Below are 19,988 nucleotides of genomic sequence, written 5' to 3'. Positions count from 1 at the left end.
GCCCCTCCAGCGGGCCGCGCTCCTCCTCCACAAGCAGTTGGCAAGGTGGTGACATCATGACGCGGGTCGTCGTGGTGGGCGATCTCATGACCGACGCGGTCGCCCGCGCCAGGTTCCCTCTCGCGAGGGCGAGCGACACCCCGGCCGTGGTGACCATGCACGGTGGCGGCTCCGGAGCCAACATCGCCAGCTGGCTCGCCGTCGAGGGCTCGGAAGTGGCCTTCATCGGCCGGCGCGGCGCCGACATCACCGGGCGCAACCGCGACATGGAGCTCATGGGCTACGGCGTGGACGCCCGGCTCGTGATGGACCCCGAGCGGCCCACCGGCACCTGCGTCGTGCTGGTCACCCACAAGGGCGAGCGGACCATGCTGTCCGATCCCGGCGCCAACGCCGCGCTGTCCCCCGAGGACCTGCCGCGTGACCTGTTCAACGGCGGCCACCTGCACATGTCCGGCTACACCCTGATCAACGACGGTTCGCGCGACGCCGGGCTGGCCGCGCTCGACCTCGCCCGCCGCGCCGGGATGACGATCTCCATCGACTGCGCCTCGGCCGCGCCCCTGGAGCGCACCGGCGCGGAGCCGTTCCTAGAGTGGACGCACGGCGCCAAGCTGCTGTTCGCCAACATCGACCAGGCCAAGGTGCTGACCGGCCGGGACGACCCGGCGGCGGCGGCGAAGGTGCTGACCGCCTGGTTCCCCCAGGTCGTGATCAAGCTCAACGCCGAGGGCGCGCTCTGGTACACCAACAACCGGCCCGAGCCCGTCCGGGCCCCCGGAGAGATCGTCGACCGGATGGTGGACGGCACCGGCGCGGGTGACGCGTTCACCGCCGGATTCCTGCCGACGTGGCTGGAGGGCAAGCCTCCCGCCGAGGCCCTGGCCGCCGGCAACGCGCTCGCGGCCAAGTGCATCTCCAACCTCGGCGCCCGCCCCCGCCTCTAGACCTCCTACGGCGATCTCTTACGGCAGATCTCCTACGGCGGCAGAGCGGCGCTCAGACCGTCGCCGCCGGGCGCCGGAACAGGGACGGCCGGGACGGCGGTCAGGCCGTCGCCGCCGGGCGCCGGAACAGGGACGGCCGGGACGGCGGTCAGGTCGTGGCCGCCAGGGCCAGGGGCAGCACCGCTGGGGCTCCCGCGTGCCGGATCTGGGCGGCGGCGAGGGCCATCGTCCAGCCGGTCTCCACACGATCGTCGACCAGCAGCACCGGGCCGTCCGCCGCGGCGATCTTCGCGGCCAGCTCCCGGGGCGTCCCCAGCGTGGCCCTGATCGCGGCCACCCGCTGGGCGCTGTTGTGCCGGCGGGCCGGCGGCCCGCTCCGGTAGCCCAGCTCCCCGAGGTGATCGAGGCGGCCCACGCGCGACAGCCGTTCGGCCAGCGTGGCGAGCAGAACCGGCCGTGTGGCCGACGGCACGGTCACCACGGCCACCGGGCGCCGCTCCCACTCCCACGACTTCAGCACGTCGATCACGGCGGCGAACACGTCGTCGGGCACCGGTCCGTCACCGGCCGCGAGGAGCTCCCGCAGCCGGGTGCCCCAGCCGATGTCGGTGAGCCTGCCCAGGGCGCGGCCCGGCTCGGCGCACAGCTCCGGCCTGATCCGGCCCTTCACGTCCGGCAGCCCCGTCGGCCACTGCCGGCGCGGCTCGATCTCCACTCCGGGCCGGGCCAGCCGGGCGTGCGCCGCCTCGACCGCCGACGCCTCCAACTCCGGTGAGCGGTGTGCGCCCGTGCAGTTGTCACACCGGCCGCACGGCTCGGCGGTGTCGTCGTCGAGGTGACGGCGCAGGAAACGCTCCCGGCACTCGGTCGTGGCGATGTAGCCGAGCATGGCCTCCTGCTCGGCCCGGCGCTCGGCCGCCACCCGGGCGTAGCGCTCCGCGTCGTAGGTCCACGGCTCCCCCGTGGCCTCCCAGCCGCCCCTGACCCGGCGGACGGCCCCGTCCACGTCGAGGACCTTGAGCATCATCTCCAGCCGGCCGCGGCTGAGGTCGACCCTCGTCTCCAGGGCGGCGGTGGACAGCACGCCACCCTCGGACAGCGCCTCCAGCGCGGCCCTGACCTGCTGCTCCGGCGGGAAGGCGAGCGAGGCGAAGTAGCTCCAGATCTCCCTGTCCTCGGTGCCGGGGAGCAGGACGACCTCCGCCCTCTCGACGCCGCGGCCGGCGCGGCCCACCTGCTGGTAGTACGCCACGGGTGAGGGCGGCGCGCCCACATGGACGACGAAGCCGAGGTCGGGCTTGTCGAAGCCCATGCCGAGGGCGGAGGTCGCCACAAGCGCCTTGATCTCGTTGCCGAGGAGGTCCTCCTCGGCGGCGAGCCGCTCGGCGGGCTCGGTCTGCCCGGTGTAGGCGGCCACCCGGTGGCCCTGCTCCCGAAGGTACGCGGCGATCTCCTGCGCGGCGGCCACCGTCAGCGTGTAGACGATCCCCGAGCCGGGCAGCTCGTGGAGCGCCCGGGCAAGCCAGGCGAGCCGCTGCTCGGCGGAGGAGGGGCGTACGACGCCGAGATGCAGACTGTCCCGCTCCAGCGGCCCGCGCAGGACGAGCACACCGGCACCGGCACCGCCGTCGCCGTCGCCGTCGCCGTCGCCGTCGCCGTCGCCGTCGCCGGAAGGCTCGTCCCACTCCGGGGCGCCGTCCTGCGTGGTGGCGAGCTGCTCGGCGACGTCGCGGGTGACCCGGGCGTTGGCGGTGGCGGTCGTCGCGAGGACCGGGATGCCCGGCGGGAGCTCGGCGAGCAGCGTGCGCAGGCGCCGGTAGTCCGGGCGGAAGTCATGGCCCCAGTCGGAGATGCAGTGCGCCTCGTCGATCACCAGCAGCCCGGCGCTCTCGGCCAGCTCGGGCAGCACCTGGTCGCGGAAGTCAGGGTTGTTGAGCCGCTCGGGGCTGACCAGCAGCACGTCGACCATGCCCTCGGCCACCCGGCCGTAGACCTTCTCCCACTCCTCGGGATTGGCCGAGTTGATCGTCTCGGCGTGGATGCCCGCGCGCTCGGCGGCGGCGATCTGGTTACGCATCAGCGCCAGCAGCGGCGAGACGATGACCGTCGGCCCCTCCCCCAGCTCGCGCAGCAGCGCGGTCGCGATGAAGTAGACGGCCGACTTGCCCCAGCCGGTGCGCTGCACGACGAGCGCGCGGCGGCGGTCCATGACCAGGGCCTTGATCGCGGTCCACTGGTCGTCACGCAGGCGCGCCCCGTCGCCCGCGAGGGCCCGCAGCCGGGCCTCGGCCTCTTCGCGCAGCGTCTCTTCTTCGCTCACTCCGCCATTGGTATCAGGTCCGGCCGACCATTTCCGCCGCCGCCCGGGACGGATGGTTGGATGTGTCCCGTTATGGACGTGACCACGTGGTATCTCGAACAGACCAGCCCCGCCGACCTACGGCCGGCTCACCGGCCCGGCGAGCCTGTCGACATCGTCCGCGCCGAGGTGCCGAGCCCGGAGTTCGGCCGGTTCCTCTACACGGCCGTCGGCGGTGACTGGCAGTGGACGGACCGGCTGCCGTGGACCTGGCGGCAGTGGATGGACTGGCTCGCGCGTCCCGGCGCCGAGATCTGGGTGGCCTGGCTGCGCGGCACGCCCGCAGGCTACGTGGAGCTCGACGCCCAGGAGGAGGGCACGGTGGAGATCGCCTACTTCGGGCTGCTGCCGTACGCCATCGGACGGGGCCTCGGCGGGCACCTGCTGTCCGAGGGCGCGGCGCGCGCCTGGGACCTCGCCGGCCGCTGGCCCGGTCGGGAGGCCACCCGGCGCGTATGGGTGCACACCTGCTCGCTCGACGGGCCGGCGGCGCTGGCCAACTACCGGGCCAGGGGTTTCCGGATCTACGACGAGAAGCGGAACGCGCCGGGCGACGAGGACGAGGGCGCCACCCCCGGCCCCTGGCCGGGGGCGGGCCCGCGCGCCTGACCGCGCCCGCCCGCTTCCACGCTCGATCACGCGACCCCGCCCGGCACTCGCACACTCCCCTGAACACGAACCCCCCGTGAACACGAGCCTCGTGAAAAGCGGTCCCGTGGAAAGCCGCCCCCGGGACGGCTCCCGCCGTGGACGCCCGGTCAGGAGGGCGCCCACTCAGGCGCCGGTGCTCACACCGCCCAGGGCTGGGAGACGATCCAGCTCACGTCGTCGGCCCAGAAGCTGGAGTTGTCGAAGGCGTTCGACCCGCCGTTCGAGGCGATGTAGACGGTGTTGTTGTAGTGGCGGATGAACCGGGTCGGGTAGTTGTACGAGGCGAACGACGTGCCCTGGCCGTTCCTGCCCGCCTGGGGGCAGAAGGTGGCGTCGGCGCGGAACTGCGCGCTCCCGTCGGCGGCCTGCCGGCGCAACTGGTAGTTGTAGTGCCGCAGGTACTCACCCGGGTAGTTCCTCGACTCGAACGACACGCACGAGCTGCTGGCCAGGCCGCTGCGCACGATCCAGGTGGCGTCGCTCTTGTCGGTGGACGAGCTGGACGAGTTGATCACCGACGTGATGGCGTTGTCGTTGTAATGACGGATGTAGCGGTCCGTGTAGCCGGCGGTCGTGGCCTTCAGCGAGATCGACGAGCCGGGGGTGAGCGTGCCGTTCTGGGGCCCGCCTGTCGACGTGGAGTATCCGGCGGCGACGATGCCGGCCTGGACCGCGTTCTCGGTGGCGTCCGACGGGTAGCCGGAGGTCATCACACCCTCGTAGAAGGTGCCCGCGGCGCCGACGCTGTTGTCGCCGCCGATGCCGAGGATGATGGCGCCTTCCTTCTTCATCGGGTTGTAGCCCGAGACGTTGGGCCGCACGCCGTTGTAGAAGGTCGACAGGCCGCCGGACTGGGCGTTGCCGCCGCGGATGGCCCAGTGGTTGGGCTCACCCTTGATGATGGCCGTGAGGAAGCGGTGGCTGATGCTGGGGTCGTTCGCGTTGTAGTGCTGGTTGACGCCGGAGAACAGGCCGTTCTCCAGGTCGGCCATGATCCAGGGGCCGTTGCCGGCGCCGTAGCCCCAGACCTTGATGTTGCCGAAGTAGATGGCCTCCATCGTGCCGTTGCCGTTGTCACGGCTGTTGGTCTCGGCGTTGCCGTAGTCGAAGCAGCAGCCGCCGTTGTAGTGGGTGCCGTCGAAGATGGCGTACATCCCCTCGGGCTGGTCCCCCTTCGCGACGCCGTTGGTGTTGTTGTTGCGGTAGCCGGTGCCCGGAGACACGTACACGCCGTAGGCCTTCTGGCCGCCGACCGTGACCGGCGCCGCAGTCGCGTTGGCGAGGTTGTCGTATCCGCCCGCCGCCGGGCCGGAGAACCCGCCCGGAGGCGCCTGGGTGAGCCGGTTGTTACGCCCCGACTGGTCGTAGATGATCGTGATCAGGCAGGTGGTGCCGGCGCAGAATGAGTCCTGCGCGGCGGCGTTGGCCACTCCTCCCGCGCTCAGGACGCCGATGTCACGGGTGGTGTTGTCGGAGGAACGGCGCACCTGGTACAGCGGGCCGTTGTAGTTGGCGTACAGGGCACGGGTCGTGCTGTGCGCCGCCACACAGGGCGTGCCGCCCGCGGCGTAGATGTCGCACGACAGCGATCCCGCGGCCTGTGACGTGCCGGCCGTGCCGGTGACGAAGCCGGCGGCGAGCGCCACTGCCGCACCAGCGGCTAGCAGGGCCCTTCTCAGCTGCGGGATTCCTGAGCGAACCACCATGATTACCTCTCGCGTTTCGGGGGGTGGAAGGCGTAGGTACGAGAGAAGAATTGTTAGCGTTAACACTTCACCGGCCGGAAATGCGCTTGCGGCCTCCATGGATGATGCTGCGCCCGAGCGGCGCGATCGTCCTCACTATGCGTTTGTTCGGATGTTGCGTCAAGGTTTCCGACCGGTTAAGGGAATCGCCCGATCGTCCACGACGCGGCCTTCCCGCCATGCCTCGACGACGAGGATCTGCTATCCCCGACGACCACAACGCACCCAGCCACGCGCCGCCCGGCGCCTTCCCCCAGCCCGGCCTTCTGACGGGGATCGGTGGTATCGCGAACGTGGATTCGCCGCCGCATCGGGACGCCCCCCGGACGCGCGGAAACACCGCCCACCGGCGTTCCGAACGAGGAGCGGACATGACTGTCTATGATCACGAGCCGCGTCGCGTGCTCGGGAGGAGGACCGTACGACAGGACCGGTGAAATCGGCCGGAGACGGCAGGCAGGTCGCGACCACGCCCAGTCATCGGCACAATGTTCGATATGGCCCGACGCACGACGACACCCCCGCCGGATGAGGACTTCGAGGAGCGGATCGTCGACATCGACGTCTCCGCGGAGATGCGGAGCAGCTACCTCGAGTACGCCTACTCGGTGATCTACCAGCGCGCGCTGCCCGACGCGCGCGACGGCCTCAAGCCGGTCCAGCGCCGCATCCTCTACTCGATGAGCGAGATGGGCCTGCGCCCCGAGCGCGGCCACGTCAAGTGCTCCCGGGTCGTCGGCGACGTCATGGGCAAGCTGCACCCGCACGGCGACACAGCGATCTACGACGCCCTCGTACGGCTGGCGCAGCCGTTCTCGATGCGGCTGCCGCTGGTCGACGGGCACGGCAACTTCGGCTCGCCCGACGACTCCCCCGCGGCCATGCGGTACACCGAGGCCCGCCTGGACCCGGCGGCCATGCTCATGGTGCAGTCGATCGACGAGGAGACCGTCGACTTCAAGCCCAACTACGACGGCCAGGAGACCGAGCCGTCGGTCATGCCGTCGGCGTTCCCCAACCTGCTGGTCAACGGCGCGTCCGGCATCGCGGTCGGCATGGCCACCAACATGGCCCCCCACAATCTCGGGGAGGTCATCGCCGCGGCCCGGCACATGATCAAGCGGCCGGACGCCACGCTGGAAGAGCTGATGCGCTTCATCCCCGGGCCGGACCTGCCGACCGGCGGCTCCGTCATCGGCCTGAGCGGCATCAGGGACGCGTACGCCACCGGCCGTGGCACGTTCCGCATGCGGGCCAAGGTGTCCATCGAGCCCGTGACGCCGCGTCGCAAGGGGCTCGTCGTCACGGAGCTGCCGTTCAACGTCGGCCCCGAGCGCGTGGTCACCAAGATCAAGGAGCTGGTGAACGCCAAGCGGATCACCGGCATCGCCGACCTCAAGGACCTGACCGACCGCCACAAGGGCCTGCGCCTGGTCATCGAGATCAAGAACGGCTTCAACCCCGAGGCCGTCCTCGACGAGCTCTACCGGCTCACGCCGATGGAGGAGACCTTCGGCATCAACAACGTCGCGCTCGTCGACGGGCAGCCCCGCACGCTCGGCCTGCGCGAGCTGCTCAGCGTCTACGTCGACCACCGGCTCGACGTCGTACGGCGCCGCTCCTCCTACCGGCTGCGCAGGCGCGAGGAGCGGCTGCACCTCGTCGACGGCCTCATCGTCGCGCTGCTCAACATCGACGAGGTCATCCAGGTGATCCGCTCCTCGGACGACTCCGGGCAGGCGCGGGCGCGCCTGAGGGAGGTCTTCGAGCTCAGCGAGATCCAGGCCAACTACATCCTCGACACGCCGCTGCGCCGCCTCACCCGGTACGACAAGCTGGAGCTCGACCGCGAGAAGGAGTCGCTCCAGGCCGACATCGCCGAGCTGAGCGGCATCCTCGCCTCGGAGGACCGGCTCCGCAAGGTCGTGTCGGCCGAGCTGGCCGAGATCGCCAAGACGTACGGCACGCCGCGCCGGACGGTGCTGCTGGAGTCGTCGGACGCCGCCAGGACGGCCGTGGTGCCGCTGGAGGTGCCCGACGACCCCTGTGCCGTCCTGCTGTCCTCCACCGGCCTGCTGGCCCGCACGGCCGGCGCCTCGCCCATCGAGGGCGACGGCGACCGCGCGGCCCACGACGTGCTGGTGTCGGTGGTCCGCTCCACCGTCAGGGGCGAGGTGGCGGTCGTCACCTCCAAGGGGCGGGCGATCCGCGTGTCGGTGGTCGACCTTCCCACGCTGCCGCCCACGGCCAACCCCCCGACGCTGGCGGGTGGCCATCCGGTGGCGGAGTACGTCTCGCTGGAGCCGGACGAGAGGGTCGTCGGCCTGGGCTCGCTGGACCCCGACGGCCCGGGGCTGGCCCTCGGCACCGCGCAGGGCGTGGTCAAGCGGGTCACCCCCGAGTATCCGGCGAACCGCGACGAGTTCGAGGTCATCGGCCTGCGCGAAGGCGACACGGTGATCGGGGCGGTTGAGCTGGTCTCCCCCGACCACGACCTGGTCTTCATCACCTCCGACGCCCAGCTCCTGCGCTTCCCCGCGTCCGTCGTGCGTCCGCAGGGCCGGCCGGCCGGCGGCATGGCCGGGGTCAGGCTCGACGGCGACGCCCGGGTCGTCTGGTTCGGTGTGGTCGACCCCTCGCGGGAGTCGCGGGTGGTGACCATCGCCGGCTCCTCGACGGCCCTGCCCGGCACCCAGATGGGCACGGGCAAGGTGTCCGACTACGCCGACTTCCCGGCGAAGGGCCGGGCGACCGGCGGCGTGCGGGCCCAGCGCTTCCTCAAGGGCGAGGACGTCCTGCTGCTGGCCTGGGCGGGCCCGGCTCCCGTGAAGGCGGCCTCCCCGACCGGCAAGCCGGTGTCGCTCCCCGACGAGGTGGGCCGCCGTGACGGCTCGGGGGTGCGGCTCGTCCACGCCGTCGCCGCGCTCGGCGGCGCCCTTGGGGCCGACATCGGCAGGCAGGACGCCGCCGCCGGAGCGGCGGGCATGGCCACCACCGGCGACACCGGCGGCGAGGACCCGCGCGTCTAGCGCTTCAGCGACATCGCGGCCGACGTGCCGCTCCGGCGCCGGTGTGGCCGGCGCGGGAGCGGCATGTCATGGCGCGGCCGAGGACGCGTCAACCGGCCGCGGCGGACGTGCCGCCCCACGTCTCCGGGGCGACGGCCTGGCCGACATCGGGGTGGATCAGGACGGGGATGGAGCGGTTCGGCTTCATGCCTGACTCCAGACGCCCGGACCGCGTCGCGGCGCGGGATGGGGCGGCGATCAGTCTCCCGCGCCGGCCACGCACAGGCAGAACGGGTGACCCGCGGGGTCGAGGTAGACCCGGAAGCCGCCCTCCGTGCTCGGCTGATGGCCGTGCTTGACCGCGCCGATTTCGAGTACGGCGGCCTCCGCCTTGTCCAGGTCGTCGACCCTCACGTCGAGGTGGAACTGCTGGGGGTGCTCGGGGTCGGGCCAGATCGGGGGCTTGTGGTCGGGCGCCGCCTGGAAGCACAGGCGCACCTGGCCTCCGTCCGACAGCGTGACCCACTCGTCGTCCTGGTTGATGACGTCCCACCCGACCAGGGCGCCGTAGAACTCCGCGAGGGCCTTGGGGTCGGGACAGTCGATCACCACGGACCGCATGCGGGCGATACCACTCATCGGTCTCTCCTCTCTAGCCGTGAACACCACCGAAGAGCCTATACCGGTGTCGCGCGGCGGAGCCAGCGAAAAGGGGGCCTTGTCTCACTGCGGCTGCCCAGGAGACGGCCGTTCTCACCCGGGGAGGTCCCGTGAAGGGGCTCCCGCGACGACACCGGAAATGGGCATGCGGCAGCATCTACCCCATGACCGGTGCTTTCGATGACCTGCTAGCCGCGAACGAGAAGTATGCGAGCGACTTCTCCGGCTCCGACCTGACCGGCCGTGCACTCCGCGGGCTCGCCGTGGTGACGTGCATGGACTCACGCATCGACCCGCTCGGCCTGCTGGGCCTGCGGGCGGGCGACGCGAAGATCCTGCGCAACGCCGGCGCCCGGGTGACGGACGACGTGCTCAGGACCCTCGTCCTCGCCGTCTACCTGCTCGGCGTCGACCGGGTCCTGGTGATGCCCCACACCGACTGCCGGATGTCGAAGTCGACCGACGAGGAGGTGCACGACCTGATCGCCGCCGAGCGCGGTATCGACACCCGGAGCCTGGAGTTCCACACCGTGCCCGACCAGAACGCCGCGCTGCGGCACGACGTCACCCGTATCAAGGCCAGCCCCTTCCTCCCCTCGACGCTCACCGTGGGCGGCGCCATCTACGACGTCCACACCGGCAGGCTCGCCCCCGTCGAGCTCTGACCACCGGTCCCGTACGGCCCGGTCCCGCGGGCCGTACGGGACCCGCACGGCTCCGGCGCTGTGAGCGGGGATGCGGGACCCCGGGCGTGCTGCTGCTAGCTTGTCCTGCCGAGCCACCCTCTCCACGCCCGGCCCGGGCCGCCCGTCGCGGCCCGCGGCGGTCGCCCCCCCGAGGAGCCCCCCATGCCCAGCCGTACCTCCGCCACCCCCGCGGGTGGAACCAGAAGATCGTTTCGCGGGATCGCCATCCTGGCGGTGATCGCACTCATCGTCGTCGCCGTGCCCGCCGTGATCGGCGCCTTCAACGGGTTCGAGCGCACGAGCGGCGGCGACGTGGCCGTCATCCGCGACGGAGGCCCGCTCGACGACAACCGCGTGCGCCAGATCATCGACCCGGCCTCCGGCGTCACCTGGATCGGCTGGTGGTCGCAGATCCACCGCTACCCCGCCCAGCAGCGGTTCTACACGATCACCTCGGAGGCGGGCCGCGGCGAGCGCTCCGGCGTCGACGTGGTGACCGTGCCGAGCAGCGACGGCGTCAACATGGGCATCGAGGGCACGCTCTACTTCGGCCTGAACCTCGACCACGCCACGCTCAAGTCGTTCGACGACAAGTTCGGCACCCGCAAGTTCCGCAGCGCGGACGGCGGGACGTACTTCCCCTGGGACGGCGACCTGGGATGGTCGGCCTTCCTCGACCAGATCATCCGCCCGGTCATCGACAACGACCTGCGCACGCAGGTCAACAGCTTCCGCTGCGCCGAGCTGGTGTCCTCCTGCGCCCTCGTGCAGAACGCCTCCAACCAGCAGGGCGGCGGCCTGCCGCAGCAGGGCAACAACGCCAACATCGCCAAGATCCAGAACGCGGTGAACACCAGCCTCGCCGAGGACCTCAAGTCCACGCTCGGCGCGGACTTCCTCACCGACATCCACTTCAACCTGTCCCGCGTGACCCTGCCGGGCGAGGTCCAGGCCGCCGTGGACCAGGCGCAGGCGGCGTTCGCCAAGGTCACGGAGGCGCAGGCGAAGGTCGCCCAGGCGCGGGCCGAGGCGGACGCCAACAAGGCACGCCAGGACGGCTACAACAAGTGCCCCACATGCGCCGAGATCGAGAAGCTCAAGGCGCTCCCGCAGGGCATCACCGTCTACGCTCCGGGCAATACTGGAGGCGTTGCACTCCCCACCAAGTAAGGGGCCGGGACCCGATGCGAGTGTTCGCCCTCCCGGTGGCCTTCATCCTGGTCGCCGCGCTCGTGTACCTGCTGGTAGTGCTCCTGCGCGGGACGCCCGCGTACGCGCGGCGCGGCGCGGCCGCCCCGCCGCGCTGGGAGGTCGACACGGTCATGGAGAACGGCTGGACGCTGATCGTCGTCAGGAAGGTCGCGCCGGGCCGCAAGGGGCCGGTGGAGCTGACGAGCCAGACGGTCCGGGCGATCCCCGACGACGACCCGCACTGGGACGAGCGCTACCGGGAGGGCATGGCGGAGGCCCGCGCGCGGGTGAGCACCCTTGAGCTCGAGTCGAGCTGACCGATCACGAAACGGCGAGTGAACCTCACGGTCCGTCACATTACCCATTGACTTGGTAGGGATTACCGATAAGAGTGGGTCGGACGGCCGGACACCAGGAGGGCACACCATGAGCGTGACCGACGAGCTGCTCGCCAACGCGGAGCGCTACGCGGCGGCATTCGACAAGGGACATCTGCCGCTCCCCCCGGGCAAAGGCGTGGCGATCCTCGCCTGCATGGACGCCCGGCTCAACCCGTACGGCCTCCTCGGCCTCTCCGAGGGCGACGCCCACGTGATCCGCAACGCCGGAGGGGTGGTCACCGCCGGCGACCGGCGCAGCCTCGCCATCAGCCAGCGGCTGCTCGGCACTCGGGAGATCATCTTGATCCACCACACCGGCTGCGGCATGCTCACCTTCACCGACGACGCCTTGAAGCGGCAGATCCAGGACGAGGTCGGGATCAAGCCGGACTGGGCCGCAGAAGCCTTCTCCGACCTCGACGAGGACGTCGTCCAGTCCATCAACCGGATCAAGGCCGACCCCTTCATCCCCCACAAGGAGTCGGTACGCGGCTTCGTCTACGAGGTCGAGACCGGGCGCCTGCGCGAGGTCAAACCCTGACGTACGGCGGCCGGGAGGCGGAGCGGCGCCCGGGAGAAGGACCCGTTCCGCCACGCCCCCGCGACCATGGGTGAGACCGGCCGATCCGCCTGCGGGCGGCACCCCCGGCATGCGAGGCCGTATGCTCGAGGGGCTTGAATCCGCCGGGATCTTCCGCAGAGGTGGGCATTGCCGAACCGCCGCCCGCTCAATCCGGGAGAGCCCGGGCAAATAGGCGACTACCGGCTGACGGGCCTTCTCGGTCAGGGCGGCCAGGGGGTCGTCTATCTGGGCGAGACGCCCTCGGGGGCCGAGGTCGCCGTCAAGGTCCTGCACGCATCGATGACCGAGGACCCCGACGCCCGCAGGCGCTTCCTCCGCGAGGCCGACATCGCGCGCCGCGTCGCGCCGTTCTGCACGGCCCGCGTGATGGACATGGGGCTCCACCACGGCCGGCCGTACATCGTGAGCGAGTACGTCCCGGGGCCGTCGCTTGAGCAGGTCGTGCGGGACGCAGGACCGCGCACCGGCGGGGGCCTGGAGCGCCTCGCGGTCGCGACCGCGAGCGCCCTGGCGGCCATCCACCGGGCGGGGGTCGTCCACCGGGACCTCAAACCGAGCAACGTCATCCTGGGCCCGGAGGGGCCCGTCGTCATCGACTTCGGCATCTCCCGGGACGGCGACCACACCGCGACCCGGTCCGGCTCGATCGGGACCCCCGGCTACATGGCACCGGAGCAGATCGCGGGCGACAGGGCCGGCCCGGCCTCGGACGTCTTCAGCTGGGCTGCCACCGTGGTCTACGCCGCCACCGGCCGGCGGGCGTTCCCCGGCGAGACCGTGCCCGCCGTGCTCCACGCCATCCTGCACCGGGATCCCGACCTGACCGGTGTGCCCGGCGGGCTGCGGCCCCTGCTCGCGCGCTGCCTGGCCAAGGACCCGGATGGCCGGCCCACCGCGGCGGACCTGTACCGCACGCTGACCGGCGAAGGCCTCGCGGGGCCCGCGTCGGCCCGGAGCCCCTCCGCCTTGATGCCGACGTCCAGCCAGGGCTCCTCCCCGGCGCGGGCCCGCGCGGCCTCGGACGCCCCTGCCGGGCCTCCTGAGGCTCCCAGGCCATCCAGCCCCTCCGCTGGACCCGCCGAGCCCTTTGACGCCCCTCTGGCGCAGACGGGGCCCTCCAGCGCCCTCTCCACGTCGCCTGCCGCGGCGGCATCCAGCGCTCCCTCGAAATCCCCGTCCTCGGCTCCGTCCGACCCCCGGACGGCGGCGCAGGACGGCCTGGCGAGCCGGCCCGCCCGGCGGCGCGCGCTGCTGGCGGCCGGCGCGGCCCTGGTGGCCGTGGCGGCGATCGCGGTGGTGCCGTTCCTGCTCGACCGCCCTCGGAACGAGGGGAGACCCGGCCCGGCCACAGCCGGCGCGACGACCCATGCGTCACCGGAGTCGGCGACATCGGCGTCGGCGGCGCCGCCCGCCTTCGGCCGGCCCCTCTACGCGCCCCTCACCGGACACGCCGACGACGTGCGGTCGGTCTCTCTCGGAGTCCTCGACGGCACACCGGTGGCCCTCACGGGCAGCGACGACACCACCGCCCGGCTCTGGGACCTGTCCGGCGGCCGTGAGCTCGGCAAACCCCTGAAGGGCCACACCGGGTGGGTCCGCTCGGTGGCCCTCGGCACCCTCGAAGGCCGTCCCGTCGCCGTGACCGCCGCCGACGACAAGACGCTGCGTGTGTGGGACCTGACGAAAAGGACCCTCATCGGCGCGCCCCTCACCGGGCACACGGGCGGCGTCAAGGCCGTCGCCCTCGGAGAGCTGGACGGCAAACCCGTCATCGTCAGCGGCGGCGAGGACGCCACCGTACGCGTCTGGGACCTCGCCACCCACCGGCAGCTGCGGCTCATGAAGGGCCACTCGGGCACCGTCTGGTCGGTGGCGCTCGGCACCCTCGACGGCCGCCCCGTCGCCGTGACCGGAGGTGACGACGGCACCGTACGCGTCTGGGACCTGGAGACCGGGCGGCAGCGCGGCGCCGCGCTGACCGGTCACCCGGGATGGGTGCGCGCGGTGGCGGTGGCGGAGCTTGACGGTGTCACCTACGCCGTCAGCGGCGGCGAGGACCACACCGTGCGCCTGTGGGATCTCGCCCATGGCCGGCAGGCCGGCGCCTCCCTCACCGGGCACACCGGGCCTGTCTGGTCCGTGGCGGCCGGGATGGTGAACGGCACGGCCGTCGCGGTCTCCGGGGGCGAGGACAGGACCGTGCGGGCCTGGAACCTCAGGGCCGGGTCGGAGATGGGGCCGCCGTTCCGGGGCCACAGCGACATCGTGTGGGCCGTCGCGCTGGGCGAGGCCGGAGGCCGTCCGATCGCCGTCAGCGGCAGCCGCGACGAGACGGTACGCGTCTGGAGCCTCATTCCGAGCTGAGCGCCCCCGAACCTGGACAATGGTTGAAGTCGGTTAGCCTGGGCGGGTGACTCACGTCTCCTGGAAGGCGCGCGAGTTGGCGGTCGGCGAGCTGGCGGAGCGCAGCGGCGTCCCCACCTCGGCCCTGCGCTTCTACGAGCGGCAGGGGCTCATCAGCAGTCGCCGTACGGCGGGCAACCAGCGCCGCTATACCCGCGACACGCTGCGTCGCGTGGCCTTCATCCGCGTCTCCCAGCGCGTCGGCATCCCGCTCGCGCGGATCCGCGAGGTCCTCGCCCTGCTGCCCGAGGAGCGCACCCCCACCAGGGACGACTGGGCGCGGGTGTCGCTGTCCTGGCAGGAGGACCTGGACGGCCGCATCAAGCAGCTGGAACGGCTGCGCGACCACCTGGCGGACTGCATCGGCTGCGGCTGCCTGTCCATCGACCGGTGCGCGCTGGCCAACCCGTACGACCGGCTGGGCGGGGAGGGCCCGGGGCCGCGCCGGCTGCTCGGCCCGTGAAACCGGGAGGCCGCCAGAGCCGGGCAGCCGGGCGCCAGGGCGTCGCGGCGGCGCTCCGGGATCAGGCGTCGATGGCGTCGCGGTCGACCTCGGCCGCGCTGCCGACGATGAACTCCCGGCGAGGGGCGACGTCGCTGCCCATGAGGAGGTCGAAGATGGCCTCCGCGGCTTCGACGTCCTCGATCCGCACGCGGCGGAGCACCCGGTGGCGCGGGTCCATCGTGGTCTCCGCCAGCTGGTCGGCGTCCATCTCACCGAGGCCCTTGTAGCGCTGCACCGGGTCCTTCCAGCGCTTGCCGCGCCGCTCCAGGTCGCGCATGACCTTGTGCAGCTCGGCGTCGGAGTAGGTGTAGACGTACTTGTCCTGCCCCCGGCCGGGGTTGGTGATCTCGATGCGGTGCAGCGGCGGGACGGCGGCGAACACCCGTCCGGCCTCCACCATCGGCTTCATGTACCGGTGGAACAGCGTCAGCAGCAGGCAGCGGATGTGCGCGCCGTCCACGTCGGCGTCGGCCATCAGAATGACCTTGCCGTACCTGGCCGCCTCGATGTCGAACGAGCGGCCCGACCCGGCGCCGACGACCTGGATGATCGCGGCGCACTCGGCGTTCTTGAGCATGTCGGCGACCGAGGCCTTCTGCACGTTCAAGATCTTGCCCCGGATCGGCAGCAGCGCCTGGAACTCCGAGTCGCGGGCGAGCTTGGCGGTGCCCAGCGCGGAGTCGCCCTCCACGATGAACAGCTCGCTGCGGTCGACGTCGTCGCTTCGGCAGTCGACCAGCTTGGCGGGGAGCGCCGAGTTCTCCAGGGCGGACTTGCGCCGCTGGTTGTCCCGGTGCTCGCGGGCGGCGATGCGGGCCTTGGCCGCCGCGACGACCTTCTCGAGCACCGCGCGGAGCTGCTGCTTCTGGGCCCGCTTCGGGGTGGCGAACAGCTCCTTCAGCTCCCGGGAGACCACATGGGCGACGATCCTGCTGGCCGCCGAGGTGCCGAGGATCTCCTTGGTCTGCCCCTCGAACTGGGGCTCGGGGACGCGCACGGTGACTACGGCGGTGAGGCCTTCGAGGATGTCCTCCTTGGACACCGGCTCGTCGCCGTTCTTGAGCAGCCGGGTCTCCCTGAGCTGCTCGTTGACCGTGCGGACCAGCGCCCGCTCGAACCCGGCGAGGTGCGTGCCGCCCTTGGGGGTCGCGATCACGTTGACGAACGACCGCACGGTCGTCTCATAGCCCTTGCCCCAGCGGACCGCGACGTCCACCGTGAGCTCCCGCTGAACCTCGGTCGCCGTCATGTGGCCCTGGTCGTCGAGCACGGGGACGGTCTCGTGGAAGTGGCCCACGCCCTGCAGCCTGAGCACGTCGCACACGGCCTCGTCGCGGGCGAGGAACTCGGTGAACTCGCTGATGCCGCCGTCGAACCGGAACGTCTCCTCGGCGGGCTCCTCGCCACGGCTGTCGCGCACCCGGAGCGTGAGCCCGGGGACCAGGAACGCGGTCTGGCGCAGCCGTACGTGGACCTCGTCGAGCGAGACCTCCGCCTCGGGCAGGAAGATCTGGCGGTCGGCCCACCAGCGCACCCTGGTGCCGGTGACATGCCCGCCGACGGGGCCGCCGTCGCGCAGGCCCGACTTCTTGCGGAACTTGGCGGACGGCCCGTCGCCCTCGAAGACGCCGGGGACCCCCCGCCGGAAGCTGATCTGGTGGACCTGGCCGTCCCGGTCGACCTCGACGTCGAGGCGGGAGGACAGCGCGTTGACCACCGAGGCGCCGACGCCGTGGAGGCCGCCGGAGGCGCCGTACGAGCCGCCGCCGAACTTCCCGCCGGCGTGCAGCTTCGTGTAGACGAGCTCGACGCCGGCGAGGCCGCTCTTCGGCTCGACGTCCACGGGAATGCCGCGGCCGTCGTCGCGGACCTCGATGGAGCCGTCAGGGTGGAGCTCCACCTCGATGCTGGTGCAGAAGCCGGCGAGCGCCTCGTCGACCGCGTTGTCCACGATCTCCCACAGGCAGTGCATCAGCCCGCGGGTGTCGGTGGACCCGATGTACATCCCTGGGCGCTTGCGGACCGCTTCGAGGCCCTCCAGCACCGAGAGATGACGGGCCGTGTACCCCGTCTCCGCGCGAACCGCCGTCACACCTGGCTCCTACTTATCAATCGAACACGCGTACGCAGCTTAGCGTCACTGTCGTTTCTACGCGTACAAGCTTGCCAGGCGCAGCAGGGTGGGCGGCACTTCCGCTGTGATCTGGGTCACTTTTCCGATCATTCTGCTCTCGGCGTAGTCGCGGCATGATTGGGAACGCCCTCATCCGGTTAGATGTTGAGCCAAGTGACTGACGCCAACGACCCCACAACGTGGGGCGACCCGAAAGGCGATACGTGACTGGAGCTCTCGCCCCCATCAAGCCGCTGACGGCCCTGGACCGGTGTGACCGGTGTGGTGCTCAGGCCTACATCCGCGCGACCCTGCCCGTGGGTGGGGAGTTGCTGTTCTGCGCCCACCATGGGCGTCAGCACGTGACTGTGCTGCGCGACAAAGGTGCTGAGATCCAGGACGAGTCGGCACGACTCAGTGAATCCCCCGCGTCCGCTGTGAGTGAAGGACGCTGACAATAGGCGGCGTGACGGAGCAGGAAAACGCTTCCGCACGCCGTCGCCGTACCCGGACCTCGTTTCACGGCCCCCCGCCCCCGGAGGCGCCGATGATCCGAAGTCAGGGGCCGACCCGGTAGTGATACCGGCCGGCGACGGCGAAGCCCGCCCGCTCGTAGAGCGTGCGGGCCGCCACGTTGGCCGTCGTCACGAGCAGGTACGCGCGATCCGCACCCTGCTCGCGTCCCCACGCGATCAGGGAGCGGAGCACCGCCGTCCCGAGGCCCCGCCGCCGGAGGTGGGGCTCCACAGCCATGCAGTAGATCCCCAGCCACTCTCCCTGCGGCACCGCCCTGCCGACGGCTCCCCCGCTCATCAGCAGGTAGCCGGCGGGCACCCCGGTGAGGACCCGCTCGGCCCATTCCCGGGCCGGCACTTCGCCGGTGTCCCCATGCCGCCCGCCGTCGACCGACCACCAGGTACGCAGCCACCGCTCGGACGGCGCGTCCTCGATCTCCGCCTCGCCCTCTACTGCGGCCTCCGCCCCGGCGGCCGATACGGCTCCCGCCACCGGCGCCGTCATCACCAGCGTCGGATCGACCACGCGGTATCCCCGGCGTTCGAGCTCGGCGTCCAGGCCCGCCGCCGCGCCCGCGCCGATGGAGAACACGCAGGGCAGCCCGAGGGCCGCGTAGAACTTCTCGGCCTCCTCCACCGCCCCCGCCAGATCCTCCCGGACGCCCACCGGCAGCACCGAGTTGGCCCGCTTGGTCACCCCTCCGGCGTGCCGCAGGATCCAGCCGCCGGCCTCGGCGCGCACCGGGGCGGGCCACGCCTCATCGACCAGCATGTCGAAGTGTGATGTCCCTGAGTCCACCCGCCGCAGCGTAGCTGACCTGGCATTGCCGGGTTTAGGGCCCGTTCGCGGGGAAGTTGAGCGCCATCAATCGCTCGACCCCCAAGGAGCGGCGGTGTCTCTCATGCGCACGAGCCGTACCGGCATCGTCGTCCTGGCAGGCAGCCTGGCCCTCGCCGCGTGCGGCGGCGTGGGAGCCGAGGACAACCCGTCGGCGGGCGGCGGCGCCGCCCTCACGACCATGGGCTTCGGCCTGCCCGACGAGATCGCGACCACCCGCGTGGACGCCTTCAAGAAGGCCCACCCGGAGGTCAGGCTCACCATCAACCAGGGCCAGTTCGACGAGCAGGCCTTCCTCTCCTCCGTCGCCAGCGGCAACCCGCCCGACGTGGTCTACCTGGACCGGAAGCTGCTCGGCACCTACGCCGCCCGGGGCGCGATCCAGCCGCTGAACGACTGCGTGGCCAAGCAGGGCATCGCGATGTCCGACTTCTACCCGGCGGCCCAGCAGCAGGTGAAGCTCGGGGACACCTGGTACGGCGTGCCTGAGTTCTACACCTCGATCGTCCTGCTGGTGAACGACAAGGCGGCCAAGGAGGCGGGGGCCGACCCGGCGTCCATCGACACCTCCGACTGGGACTCCCTCACCTCGCTGGCGAAGAAGATGAACAAGGTCTCCGGCGGAAAGATCCAGCGCTTCGGCTTCTATCCCAAGCTGCCCGAGTTCCTGCCCCTGTGGGCCAAGGCCAACGGCGCCGACCTGCTGTCCGCCGACGGCAGGACGTCACATCTGGACGACCCCAAGGTGGTCGAGGCGCTCGACTACGCCAACGGGCTCCTCAAGGCCCAGGGCGGCTGGACGAAGCTCAAGGCGTTCACCGACACCTTCGACTACTTCGGCGAGCGGAACCCGATCACCGAGGACCAGATCGGGATGATGCTCACCGAGCAGTTCCTGATCACCTCCATGGCCGGCACCTCGCCCGACGCCAAGATCACGGTGCTGCCGTTCAAGGACCGGCAGGGCAACCCGATCAACAACGTCGGCGGCAACGCCTGGATGATCCCCAAGGGCGCCAAGCACCCGGACGTCGCCTGCCAGTGGATGAAGACGATGACCTCGGCCGACACCTGGCTGGCCGCCGCCAAGGCCAGGGCCGCCAAGCGCGCCCAGGAGGGCAAGGCGTACCCGGGCACCTACACGGGCAACGTCAAGGCCGACGAGGCGATCTTCTCGCAGGTGGTCAAGCCCACCGGGCACGAGCCGTACGACGCGGCGATCAAGACGATCCTCGACGTCCAGGGCAAGGGCTTCATCGTCCCGCAGACGCCGGCCGCCTCCGAGTTCCGCAGCGCGTGGCTGGACGCCGCGACCCGGGTGACGCTGGGCCGCCAGGACGCGCGGACCGCGCTGGCACAGGCCCAGCAGGAGGCGCAGAAGGCCATCGAGGCGGCGGGCTGAGC

General features: G+C 71.5%; 16 protein-coding genes. 11 read left to right on the top strand and 5 right to left on the bottom strand.

Annotated elements, in window-relative coordinates:
- Window positions 1-56: 56 nt before the first annotated feature.
- The gene (locus AB0B72_RS15815; RefSeq protein WP_367739460.1) at window positions 57-947 is read left to right on the top strand and encodes a carbohydrate kinase family protein; all 891 of its coding nucleotides are present in this window, start codon (window positions 57-59) and stop codon (window positions 945-947) included.
- 148 nt (window positions 948-1,095) lie between these two features.
- On the opposite strand, the gene AB0B72_RS15810 is transcribed toward AB0B72_RS15815, so the two are convergent.
- Window positions 1,096-3,267, bottom strand: a complete 2,172-nt coding sequence (locus AB0B72_RS15810; protein ID WP_367739459.1) for a DEAD/DEAH box helicase — start codon at window positions 3,265-3,267, stop codon at window positions 1,096-1,098.
- A 72-nt stretch (window positions 3,268-3,339) separates the two neighbouring features.
- Here AB0B72_RS15810 and AB0B72_RS15805 point away from each other — a divergent pair, with 72 nt between their 5' ends.
- On the top strand, window positions 3,340-3,915 hold the full coding sequence (locus tag AB0B72_RS15805) for a GNAT family N-acetyltransferase (protein ID WP_367739458.1): 576 nt from the start codon (window positions 3,340-3,342) through the stop codon (window positions 3,913-3,915).
- A 179-nt stretch (window positions 3,916-4,094) separates the two neighbouring features.
- Here AB0B72_RS15805 and AB0B72_RS15800 read toward each other — a convergent pair whose 3' ends face one another.
- Window positions 4,095-5,603 (bottom strand): alpha-L-arabinofuranosidase B, encoded by a 1,509-nt coding sequence (locus AB0B72_RS15800; protein ID WP_367739457.1) that lies wholly within the window; start codon window positions 5,601-5,603, stop codon window positions 4,095-4,097.
- A gap of 596 nt (window positions 5,604-6,199) precedes the next feature.
- Between AB0B72_RS15800 and AB0B72_RS15795 the strand changes: the two genes are divergently transcribed.
- On the top strand, window positions 6,200-8,731 hold the full coding sequence (locus AB0B72_RS15795) for a DNA topoisomerase (ATP-hydrolyzing) subunit A (protein ID WP_367739456.1): 2,532 nt from the start codon (window positions 6,200-6,202) through the stop codon (window positions 8,729-8,731).
- A 237-nt stretch (window positions 8,732-8,968) separates the two neighbouring features.
- Here the strand turns inward: AB0B72_RS15795 and AB0B72_RS15790 are convergent, their stop codons facing one another.
- Window positions 8,969-9,349, bottom strand: a complete 381-nt coding sequence (locus AB0B72_RS15790) for a VOC family protein (RefSeq protein ID WP_367739455.1) — start codon at window positions 9,347-9,349, stop codon at window positions 8,969-8,971.
- Window positions 9,350-9,534: 185 nt separating this feature from the next.
- On the opposite strand from AB0B72_RS15790, the gene AB0B72_RS15785 reads away from it, so the two are divergent.
- The 6 genes from AB0B72_RS15785 (at window position 9,535) to soxR (ending at window position 15,076) form a co-directional block, all read left to right on the top strand.
- Window positions 9,535-10,035, top strand: coding sequence for a beta-class carbonic anhydrase (locus AB0B72_RS15785; protein ID WP_367739454.1), 501 nt, complete (start codon window positions 9,535-9,537; stop codon window positions 10,033-10,035).
- Between the two features lie 183 nt (window positions 10,036-10,218).
- Complete coding sequence (locus tag AB0B72_RS15780) at window positions 10,219-11,226, top strand: SPFH domain-containing protein (protein ID WP_367739453.1); 1,008 nt, start codon at window positions 10,219-10,221, stop codon at window positions 11,224-11,226.
- 14 nt (window positions 11,227-11,240) lie between these two features.
- Entirely contained in the window at window positions 11,241-11,564 is a 324-nt protein-coding gene (locus tag AB0B72_RS15775) for a hypothetical protein (protein ID WP_367739452.1), read from the top strand.
- A gap of 109 nt (window positions 11,565-11,673) precedes the next feature.
- A complete protein-coding gene (locus tag AB0B72_RS15770) occupies window positions 11,674-12,168 on the top strand; it encodes a beta-class carbonic anhydrase (RefSeq protein ID WP_367739451.1) in 495 nt (164 codons plus the stop codon).
- A gap of 168 nt (window positions 12,169-12,336) precedes the next feature.
- Window positions 12,337-14,574 (top strand): protein kinase, encoded by a 2,238-nt coding sequence (locus AB0B72_RS15765; RefSeq protein ID WP_367739450.1) that lies wholly within the window; start codon window positions 12,337-12,339, stop codon window positions 14,572-14,574.
- 46 nt (window positions 14,575-14,620) lie between these two features.
- Window positions 14,621-15,076: a redox-sensitive transcriptional activator SoxR gene (gene soxR / locus AB0B72_RS15760; protein ID WP_367739449.1), complete on the top strand. Its 456-nt coding sequence runs from the start codon at window positions 14,621-14,623 to the stop codon at window positions 15,074-15,076.
- Window positions 15,077-15,137: 61 nt separating this feature from the next.
- On the opposite strand, the gene AB0B72_RS15755 is transcribed toward soxR, so the two are convergent.
- Entirely contained in the window at window positions 15,138-17,210 is a 2,073-nt protein-coding gene (locus AB0B72_RS15755; RefSeq protein ID WP_367739448.1) for a type IIA DNA topoisomerase subunit B, read from the bottom strand.
- A 245-nt stretch (window positions 17,211-17,455) separates the two neighbouring features.
- Between AB0B72_RS15755 and AB0B72_RS15750 the strand changes: the two genes are divergently transcribed.
- Window positions 17,456-17,686, top strand: a complete 231-nt coding sequence (locus AB0B72_RS15750; RefSeq protein ID WP_367739447.1) for a hypothetical protein — start codon at window positions 17,456-17,458, stop codon at window positions 17,684-17,686.
- Window positions 17,687-17,789: 103 nt separating this feature from the next.
- Here AB0B72_RS15750 and AB0B72_RS15745 read toward each other — a convergent pair whose 3' ends face one another.
- Window positions 17,790-18,545, bottom strand: coding sequence for a GNAT family N-acetyltransferase (locus AB0B72_RS15745; protein WP_367739446.1), 756 nt, complete (start codon window positions 18,543-18,545; stop codon window positions 17,790-17,792).
- A gap of 103 nt (window positions 18,546-18,648) precedes the next feature.
- Between AB0B72_RS15745 and AB0B72_RS15740 the strand changes: the two genes are divergently transcribed.
- Window positions 18,649-19,986, top strand: a complete 1,338-nt coding sequence (locus AB0B72_RS15740; RefSeq protein ID WP_367739495.1) for an ABC transporter substrate-binding protein — start codon at window positions 18,649-18,651, stop codon at window positions 19,984-19,986.
- Window positions 19,987-19,988 lie beyond the last annotated feature (2 nt).

The sequence above is a fragment of the Microbispora sp. NPDC049125 genome (genome assembly GCF_040802045.1).
GTDB lineage: Bacteria > Actinomycetota > Actinomycetes > Streptosporangiales > Streptosporangiaceae > Microbispora.
The sequence above is the reverse complement of the archived record's forward strand: the minus strand, read 5'-3'. Positions and strand labels throughout refer to the sequence as shown.